The sequence below is a fragment of the Pseudomonas sp. NFACC41-3 genome (assembly GCF_900109505.1).
Taxonomy (GTDB): Bacteria; Pseudomonadota; Gammaproteobacteria; order Pseudomonadales; family Pseudomonadaceae; genus Aquipseudomonas; species Aquipseudomonas chlororaphis.
In genome coordinates this window covers 2,026,674-2,035,482 of the sequence record NZ_FOAE01000001.1, presented here as the reverse complement: position 1 = coordinate 2,035,482, position 8,809 = coordinate 2,026,674, and the positions used below count along the sequence as shown (strand labels likewise).

The following is an 8,809-nucleotide window of genomic DNA, read 5'->3' as shown; positions in this document are numbered from 1 at the left end:
GCCTGAATAAAGGCGTTGGCCGGGTTGCGACGGCTGCGCCGCCGATCGCAGCCTGCGGCAGCGGCTACAGGGATCGCAGGGCTGGCGGCTACTGCTGGTAGACCTTTTTCAGCAGCCTGAGCAGCTCTTCGCGTTCCTGGTCGTCGAGGGAGGCGGTGGCGTCCTGGTCGCTCTCGGCGGCGATCAGCTTCAATTCCTTGAGCAGGGTCTCGCCGGTCTTGCTGAGGAAGATCCCGTAGGAGCGCTTGTCCGGCTTGCAGCGCACCCGCACGGCCAGCGCCCGTTCTTCCAGCTTGTTCAGCAGCGGCACCACCTGCGGCGGCTCGATGGCCAGTGCCCGGGCCAGGTCGGCCTGCATCAGCCCGGGATGCTGCTCGATGATCGCCAGGGCCGAGAACTGCGCCGGCCGCAGGTCGTGGCTCGACAGGCGGCCAATCAGGTTCTGGAAGAGTTTCAGCTGCGCCCGGCGCATGGCATAACCGATCAGGTCGTCCAGGGCGGAGTCCAGGGGCGCCTGGGTTTCGCTGTCGGCGACGGGGGCCTCGGCGGCGGTGGCTATCTTGTTGGAAGACTTGGCCATTGCAGGGGAAATCCTCGGGCTGGCGGTTAATAAGACTATCTAGTCTGCCGGGATTGTCCGGGGATAGCCATGACCGATGGCCGATGCCTTGGCGTTGAAGCGCTTCGGGCATCTGTGAAAGCTTGGTTAATTTTGTTAATAGTTAATTGACATAACTAATTTGTCGGTTTAGTTTTTGCCCATCTCAAGCCAAGAACAAAGAGAGCAATCGCCATGAGCAACTACGAAGGTCGCTGGACAACCGTCAAGGTCGAGATCGAAGAGGGGATCGCCTGGGTCATCCTCAACCGCCCGGAAAAACGCAACGCCATGAGCCCGACCCTGAACCGCGAGATGGTCGATGTGCTGGAGACGCTGGAGCAGGATCCGGCCGCCGGCGTGTTGGTGTTGACCGGGGCGGGCGAAGCCTGGACCGCGGGCATGGACCTCAAGGAGTACTTTCGCGAAGTGGACGCCGGCCCGGAAATCCTCCAGGAAAAGATCCGCCGCGAAGCCTCGCAGTGGCAATGGAAACTGCTGCGCATGTACGCCAAGCCGACCATCGCCATGGTCAACGGCTGGTGCTTCGGCGGCGGCTTCAGCCCATTGGTGGCCTGCGACCTGGCGATCTGCGCCGATGAAGCGACCTTCGGCCTGTCGGAAATCAACTGGGGCATCCCGCCGGGCAACCTGGTGAGCAAGGCCATGGCCGACACCGTGGGCCATCGCCAGTCGCTGTACTACATCATGACCGGCAAGACCTTCGGCGGGCAGAAAGCCGCCGAGATGGGCCTGGTCAACGAAAGCGTGCCGCTTGCGCAACTGCGCGAAACCACTGTCGAGCTGGCGCGCAACCTGCTGGAGAAGAACCCGGTGGTGCTGCGGGCCGCCAAGCATGGCTTCAAGCGCTGCCGCGAACTGACCTGGGAGCAGAACGAGGATTACCTGTACGCCAAGCTCGACCAGTCGCGCCTGCTGGACACCGAAGGCGGCCGCGAGCAGGGCATGAAGCAGTTCCTCGACGACAAGAGCATCAAGCCCGGCCTGCAGGCTTACAAGCGCTGATGGCAACCCGGCGGGCAGCAGTGCCCGCCCGCTGTTCGGCGCAGCGCCCAGGCGCTGGCGTGAACCGCTCCACTGTATTCCCGATAAAGACAATAAAGAGGAATCACCATGCTGGACGTGCCCCTGCTGATCGGTGGCCAGTCGTGCCCCGCCCGCGACGGTCGAACCTTCGAACGGCGTAACCCGGTGACCGGCGCAGTCGTCTCGCGCGTCGCCGCCGCCACCCTGGAAGACGCGGACGCCGCCGTGGCCGCGGCCCAGGCGGCATTCCCGGCCTGGGCGGCGCTGGCGCCCAATGAGCGACGCAGCCGCCTGCTGCGCGCGGCCGGGCAATTGCAGGCGCGCAGCGCGGAGTTCATCGCCGCCGCCGGCGAGACCGGGGCCATGGCCAACTGGTACGGTTTCAACGTGCAGCTGGCGGCGAATATCCTGCGCGAAGCCGCGTCCATGACCACCCAGATCAATGGCGAGGTCATCCCCTCCGATGTCCCCGGCAGCTTCGCCATGGCCCTGCGCCAGCCGTGCGGCGTGGTGCTGGGCATCGCGCCGTGGAACGCCCCGGTGATCCTCGCCACCCGCGCCATCGCCATGCCGCTGGCCTGCGGCAATACCGTGGTGCTCAAGGCGTCCGAGCTGAGCCCGGCGGTGCATCGGCTGATCGGCCAGGTGTTGCAGGAGGCCGGACTCGGTGACGGCGTGGTCAACGTCATCAGCAACGCGCCCGAGGATGCCCCGGCCATTGTCGAGCGGCTGATCGCCAACCCGGCGGTGCGCCGGGTCAACTTCACCGGCTCGACCCGGGTCGGGCGCATTGTCGGCGAGCTTTCGGCGCGGCACCTCAAGCCGGCCCTGCTGGAGCTGGGCGGCAAGGCACCGCTGCTGGTGCTGGAGGATGCCGACCTGGATGCCGCGGTGCAGGCCGCGGCCTTTGGCGCCTACTTCAACCAGGGGCAGATTTGCATGTCCACCGAGCGCCTGATCGTCGATGCCCGGGTGGCCGAGGACTTTGTCGCCAGGCTGGCGGCGAAGATCGCCAGCTTGCCGGCGGGCAACCCGGAGGCCGCGGACTCGGTGCTCGGTTCGCTGGTGGACGCCAGTGCCGGCACGCGCATCAAGGGGCTGATCGACGACGCCCTGGAGCAGGGCGCGACCCTGGTCGCCGGTGGCCAATTGGCCGGCAGCATTCTGCAGCCGACCTTGCTCGACGGCGTCACCGAGGCCATGCGCTTGTACCGCGAAGAGTCCTTCGGGCCGGTGGCGGTGGTGCTGCGCGGCGAGGGCGACGAAGCCCTGCTACGGCTGGCCAACGACTCCGAGTTCGGTCTGTCGGCGGCGATCTTCAGCCGCGACACCGGGCGCGCCCTGGCCCTGGCGCAACGGCTCGAATCGGGCATCTGCCATATCAATGGCCCGACCGTGCACGACGAGGCGCAGATGCCGTTTGGCGGGGTCAAGGCCAGCGGCTACGGCAGCTTTGGCGGCAAGGCGGCCATCGAGCAGTTCACCCAGTTGCGCTGGATTACCCTGCAGAACGGTCCCCGGCACTACCCGATCTGAACTCCGGCCCCCGGACCCAACAATCACAAGGCCCCAGCCCCTGGCTGCCAGGTCCCCGGCCGAGTTCGCCGGCGATGGGCCTTGATGGAGGACAAACACGTGAATTCCGAATTCAGATCGCCAGCGCCGAACGCAGCCGACGCGCCGCCTTATCGACAGGTGACCATCGCCCATCCCGCGGTCGAGGTCAGCGAAGAGCAGGGCATCCTGCACATGCGTTCCCTGGAGCCCCTGGCCGAGCTGCCGAGGCGCCTGCTGGACCGTCTGGTGCATTGGGCCTGGGAGCGCCCGCAGCAGACCTTTGTCGCCGCGCGCCAAGACGGCGGCGACTGGCGCCGGGTGAGCTACGCGCAGATGCTGGCCAGCGTGCGCGCCATCGCCCAGAGCCTGCTGGGGTATGGCCTGTCGGCCGAGAGGCCGCTGGTGTTGCTTTCCGGCAACGATATCGAGCACCTGCAACTGGCCCTGGGGGCGATGTATGCCGGCATTCCTTATTGCCCGGTGTCGCCGGCTTATTCGCTGTTGTCCCAGGATTTCGCCAAGTTGCGGCATGTTTGCGACCTGATGCAGCCCGGGCTGGTGTTCGTCAGCGACGGCGCGGCTTTCCAGCGGGCAATCGACGCCGTGCTGCCGGGCGACACGCCGCTGATCGTGGTGCGTGGCACCGTGGCGGGCAGGCCGCAGCGCGACTTCGCCAGTCTGTTGCAACACCCCGGCGACGCCGAAGCCGAAGCGGCGTTCGCCGCCACCGGCCCGGACAGCATCGCCAAGTTTCTCTTCACCTCGGGTTCGACCAAGCTGCCCAAGGCGGTGGTCACCACCCAGCGCATGCTCTGCGCCAACCAGCAGATGCTGTTGCAGACCTTCCCGGTGTTCGGCGAGGAACCCCCGGTGCTGGTGGACTGGTTGCCGTGGAACCACACCTTCGGCGGCAGCCACAACCTCGGCATCGTGCTCTACAACGGCGGCACCTTTTACCTGGACGACGGCAAGCCGACGGCCCAGGGCTTTGCCGAAACCCTGCGCAACCTCAAGGAAATCGCCCCCACCGCCTACCTGACGGTGCCCAAGGGTTGGGAAGAACTGGTCAATGCCCTGGAGCAGGACGGCGAGTTGCGCGAGCGTTTCTTCTCACGCATGAAACTGTTCTTTTTCGCCGCGGCTGGCCTGTCCCAGAGGGTCTGGGACCGCCTCGACCAGGTGGCGCAAGCCCATTGCGGCGAACGCATCCGCATGATGGCCGGGCTCGGCATGACCGAGGCGTCGCCGTCCTGCACCTTCACCACCGGGCCCTTGTCCATGGCCGGCTATATCGGCCTGCCGGCCCCGGGTTGCGAAGTGCGCCTGGTGCCGGTGGACGGCAAGCTGGAAGGGCGTTTTCGCGGGCCGCACATCATGCCGGGCTACTGGCGCGCGCCGCAGCAGACCAGCGATGCGTTCGACGAGCAGGGTTTCTACTGCTCCGGCGATGCGCTGAAGCTGGTCGACGCCGCCGACCCGCAACTGGGCCTGATGTTCGACGGGCGCATCGCCGAGGACTTCAAGCTCGGCTCCGGGGTGTTCGTCAGCGTCGGCCCGTTGCGCAATCGCGCGGTGCTCGAAGGCTCGCCCTATGTGCAGGACCTGGTGGTGACCGCGCCGGACCGCGAGTGCCTGGGGGCTCTGGTGTTTCCGCGGTTGTACGAATGCCGGCGGCTGGCCGGCTTGCCCGCGAACGCCAGCGATGCCGAGGTCCTGGCCAGCGCGCCAGTGCGGCAATGGTTCGGTGATTGGCTGCAACGCCTCAACCGCGAGGCCAGCGGCAACGCCAGCCGCCTGGAGTGGATCGCGCTGCTCGACGAACCGGCCTCCATCGACCGTGGGGAAATCACCGACAAGGGCTCGATCAACCAGCGCGCGGTGCTGCAGTGGCGGGCCGACAAGGTCGAGGCGCTGTATCGCGGCGAGGAGCCTTCGATCCTGCGGGCCGAGCCTGGCCGGTGAGTGTCGCGGCCCCCTGAGGGCTGCAATGTCGCCAGTGCCGTGGCCCAATCCACGCCCCTGGCGTTCAGTTGAACCCGCTTCTAGCCAGCGACTTTTTTCTATAGCCTACGGCTGCGCTTCGCCCGGGCGATGGCGTGTGGTGCGAGCAGGGTTTTCTGTGGATGCCAGGATTCAACGTACACTGATATCTGCGTTCGGCAGGGTAAAAAAGGCGAGGGTGTATGGCGGTTGAACGACGGGATTTCAGTGGCTGCATGAAGGGCAAGAACCTGCGTTACCTGGAGGAGGCGCGGGTGGCGCCCGCGGCCCATGCGCGGGCGGGCTTCCTGCTGCTCGAGCACTTCTCGTTGCCGGCCTTCACCCAGGCCCTGGATACCATCGTCACCGCCAACCTGCTGCGTCCCGCCTTGTTCTCCTCAACGACCTTTGGCTTGCAGGACGGCGAGGTCACCAGCGACCTCGGGCTGGTGATCCGCCCCGATGCGCGCCTGACCGCGGCGGCGCTCAAGGACCTCGACCTGCTGGTGATCTGCGGCGGCTATCGCACGGAGCTCAAGGCCGATCCGCAGTTGAGCAGCCTGCTGAAAGGCGCCGCCGAACTGGGCATCACCCTGGCCGGGCTGTGGAACGGGGCCTGGTTCCTCGGCGTCGCGGGGCTGCTCGAAGGCTACCGTTGTGCGATTCACCCGGAGCATCGTCCCGCGCTGGCGGAGATTTCCAAGGTCACCCATGTCACCAGCGAGGCCTTTGTGGTGGACCGCGACCGGCTCACGGCGTCCAGTCCCGCCGGCGCCTTCCATATGGCCCTGGAGTGGATCAAGGGACTGCACGGCAAGGCGCTGGTCGAGGGCATCGAGGACATCCTGTCGTTCGAGGAATCCCGCTACCGGCGCATCAAGCCGACCATGCATGTGTCGTTGAGCGCGCCCTTGCGCGAGGTGGTCAATCTGATGGACGCCAACCTCGAGGAACCGCTGCAAATGGACCAGCTGGCGGAGTATGCCGGGCGTTCCCGGCGGCAGATCGAGCGCTTGTTCAAGGAGCAGCTGGGCACCACCCCGCAGCGCTATTACCTGGAATTGCGCATCACCGAAGCGCGTCGATTGCTGCAGCACACCGAACTGTCCCAGGTCGAGGTGCTGGTGGCCTGCGGCTTCGTCTCGCCGAGCCATTTCAGCAAGTGCTACAGCTCGTATTTCGGCTATCGGCCGTCGAAGGAAAAGCGCCTGGTGAAATGATCGCGGGCGTCAGTATCTATCAGCTTTCGAGCCACCAATATAAGAGTGTTTCATCCTCGTCATCATCCAGGTTTTTATAGATGTTGGCGTAGTACCACTGGATCCCTGTTCTATCTCGAAACCTGTTAAAGAAGTCGTTGATCTTCTCCAGCCCATTGCGTGCAGGAACCGCTAATGACAGGTTTCCCTCAAATACACCGTCCAGTGTTCCACCCAGCTCACAAACTACACCGTTTTCCAGCAAGGCTATTTCTTCTTGAGGAATAGAGTCTGCATAGATCTGGATGCAGAAATTTCCACCTCGCTTCAAGACGACGGCAGGTGCTTCTTTGTCTTTGATTGAAACAATATCTCCTCGCGCCAGGTTCAGCGCGATACCAGGGGAGGAGAGCAACTCGTAAGTATCCTGGTCAATCTTGCGAGCAGGCAGCTCTTCAAAAAAAGGGCCGTCATCATCTGTTACATAAACTTGAATCAGAACAGGTGCTTCTTTATCGCTCATACACTACTCCGTCGCTGTTCTGCTCAATGCACGCATCCATGTTGATAGGGAATGAAGCTTCTGGTGCCAGGGCTGTTCCAGGAGCCAATGTGTTTGTAGTGGAGTTGAATTTGTAGGGGAGATATTTAAATCAATATTGTTCATTAGCGATGTGCTCGTGAGAGGCCGACTGACTCAGGGTCATCGATTTTTTGAAATCACACTGTTCATGTATTGACTCAAATCGCGCAGGTCCTGAATGCTCCAGGCGTGCGGCGGTATCTTTACACCATTCTCCCGCAAGGTTCTTGGAATCAGGTCGCCATTTGGGCGAAGTATTATCGATGACACGATAACGCCCGGATAATCATTGAGCCGTTTCTTGAACACGGGGGTTGTAAGGTCAGGTGTCGGAGGGTTGCTTTTATTGGCCAGTGGTCCGGTTCCTTTGATATCGGCTCCGTGGCACACGGCACAGCGCTGCGAATAGAGATTTTTCCCATTGTTATCCGCGAAGGACAGTGATGTTTGAGTGAGCGACAGAACGCCTAGCGAAGCGATGAGCAATACCTTTACTTTCATTTTTCATACGTCCTTGTTGTGTCAATCAGTCTGAATCGAGGGGCAAAGGCTTGTCAGCCTTCTATCCAGACATCTTCGTAGCCTTGGTTGTCGATGATGAACTTGGCGCCAGCGGGCAGGCAGAGGTAATTCAGCACCTGTGGCAGCATTTCACTGAGATGCTCAGTGTGAACCGCTTGATAAAAATCATCAGCGCTCGAATGTTCTCCGCAGTGAATAAACCAACTGACATTACCTCCCTCCGGCAGCGAAATTCGCGTGCCATAAATAGGGGACTTGCCCAGGGTGGCAATCGCAATGGCGACCATTTCTTCTGGAGGCAGTACGGGCAGTCCGTACTTTTCACAGATATCTTTCTGCATGTTAGGTAGTGCCTCAGGGTACTTCGATGGCGAACGGTACACCCATTCCTAAATCGCCCTCCAGCCAGCGCGGCATGGCCCGGCCGACCCGGCTTAAAGCTCCTTGGCCTTGCGCCCGCGCGGCTTGGATTTTACCGGCACGCTGTCGCCATATTCGCTCCACCAGATGGCCAGCGCCTCCATCGTCGGCCCCAGCGCGCGGGCCTTGGCGGTGATCTCGTATTCGACCCGTGGCGGCACTTCGGCGAATACCGTGCGCGACACCAGGCCGTCGCTTTCCAGCTCGCGAAGCTGCGCGGTCAGCATGTGCTGGGTGATGCCGCTAATGGCTTTTCGCAACTCGCCGAAGCGGTAGATCCGCTGATTGAGCAACCACATGATTTCCAGCTTCCACTTGCCTGAGAGCAGGGCGAATGCCCGGCGCATTTCCTCATGCATGTTGACCGCGGCGCTGTCATTAGTCTGCTTTTCCATACTAACCATCACTTTTTCATCCTACTTGTGGCTTTTCATGTTAGGCGACATCTTTGCCCCACGTCGACGCACCCCCCCTCATTCAGGAAGAAAACTCATGATCGAACACGCTTCATATTGGCTCAGCACCACGCTGTTGTCGGTGCTCTATATGACCTCCGCGACGCTGTACGTGGTCAAGCGGGACTGGGTTCGCCAGGCCCTCGTCGACCTCGGTTATCCCACCTATCTGGTGGCGGGCCTGATCGTGGTGAAGGTGCTGGCGGTGCTGGTTATTGTCTCGCGCTTCAGCGTGGCGCTGAGCGACCTCGCGTATGCCGGGATGCTTTACCACCTGCTGCTGTCGGCGGTGGCGCACCTGGGGGTGCGCAAACCTCGCGGCGCATTGCCGGCGGCGGTGTGCCTGGTACTGCTGGGCGTTTCTTTCCTGACGCAGAACGCCGCTCGCGAACTGCCATCGCCCTATGGCCAGCTCCCGGCGGCACACCTGGCAACCCTCTGACCCATT

Annotated in this window: 10 protein-coding genes; 5 read left to right on the top strand and 5 right to left on the bottom strand. The window is 62.9% G+C overall.

Translation table 11 applies throughout. The features are described from left to right. Positions 1–88 precede the first annotated feature (88 nt). Positions 89–580, bottom strand: coding sequence for a MarR family winged helix-turn-helix transcriptional regulator (locus tag BMY68_RS09195; protein WP_009044306.1), 492 nt, complete (start codon positions 578–580; stop codon positions 89–91). Between the two features lie 213 nt (positions 581–793). Between BMY68_RS09195 and BMY68_RS09190 the strand changes: the two genes are divergently transcribed. The 4 genes from BMY68_RS09190 (at position 794) to BMY68_RS09175 (ending at position 6,402) form a co-directional block, all read left to right on the top strand. Then, positions 794–1,624 carry a p-hydroxycinnamoyl CoA hydratase/lyase gene (locus BMY68_RS09190; protein ID WP_009044305.1) on the top strand — a complete coding sequence of 277 codons (831 nt, stop codon included), beginning with the start codon at positions 794–796 and terminating at the stop codon, positions 1,622–1,624. 108 nt (positions 1,625–1,732) lie between these two features. Continuing rightward, positions 1,733–3,181 (top strand): aldehyde dehydrogenase, encoded by a 1,449-nt coding sequence (locus BMY68_RS09185; protein ID WP_085530566.1) that lies wholly within the window; start codon positions 1,733–1,735, stop codon positions 3,179–3,181. A 99-nt stretch (positions 3,182–3,280) separates the two neighbouring features. Next, positions 3,281–5,164, top strand: a complete 1,884-nt coding sequence (locus BMY68_RS09180; RefSeq protein ID WP_085530567.1) for a feruloyl-CoA synthase — start codon at positions 3,281–3,283, stop codon at positions 5,162–5,164. 221 nt (positions 5,165–5,385) lie between these two features. Next, a complete protein-coding gene (locus BMY68_RS09175; RefSeq protein WP_085530568.1) occupies positions 5,386–6,402 on the top strand; it encodes a GlxA family transcriptional regulator in 1,017 nt (338 codons plus the stop codon). A 19-nt stretch (positions 6,403–6,421) separates the two neighbouring features. On the opposite strand, the gene BMY68_RS09170 is transcribed toward BMY68_RS09175, so the two are convergent. The 4 genes from BMY68_RS09170 to BMY68_RS09155 all read right to left on the bottom strand — a co-directional run bounded on the left by BMY68_RS09170 (position 6,422) and on the right by BMY68_RS09155 (position 8,310). Further along, positions 6,422–6,904 carry a DUF4265 domain-containing protein gene (locus BMY68_RS09170; RefSeq protein ID WP_085530569.1) on the bottom strand — a complete coding sequence of 161 codons (483 nt, stop codon included), beginning with the start codon at positions 6,902–6,904 and terminating at the stop codon, positions 6,422–6,424. 180 nt (positions 6,905–7,084) lie between these two features. Further along, a complete protein-coding gene (locus BMY68_RS09165) occupies positions 7,085–7,465 on the bottom strand; it encodes a c-type cytochrome (RefSeq protein ID WP_085530570.1) in 381 nt (126 codons plus the stop codon). Positions 7,466–7,518: 53 nt separating this feature from the next. Then, positions 7,519–7,827: an immunity protein Imm33 domain-containing protein gene (locus BMY68_RS09160; protein ID WP_009044299.1), complete on the bottom strand. Its 309-nt coding sequence runs from the start codon at positions 7,825–7,827 to the stop codon at positions 7,519–7,521. A gap of 93 nt (positions 7,828–7,920) precedes the next feature. After that, positions 7,921–8,310 carry a winged helix-turn-helix transcriptional regulator gene (locus BMY68_RS09155; protein WP_204840071.1) on the bottom strand — a complete coding sequence of 130 codons (390 nt, stop codon included), beginning with the start codon at positions 8,308–8,310 and terminating at the stop codon, positions 7,921–7,923. Between the two features lie 88 nt (positions 8,311–8,398). Between BMY68_RS09155 and BMY68_RS09150 the strand changes: the two genes are divergently transcribed. Next, positions 8,399–8,803, top strand: coding sequence for a DoxX family protein (locus BMY68_RS09150; protein WP_085530572.1), 405 nt, complete (start codon positions 8,399–8,401; stop codon positions 8,801–8,803). The last annotated feature ends 6 nt before the right edge of the window (positions 8,804–8,809 follow it).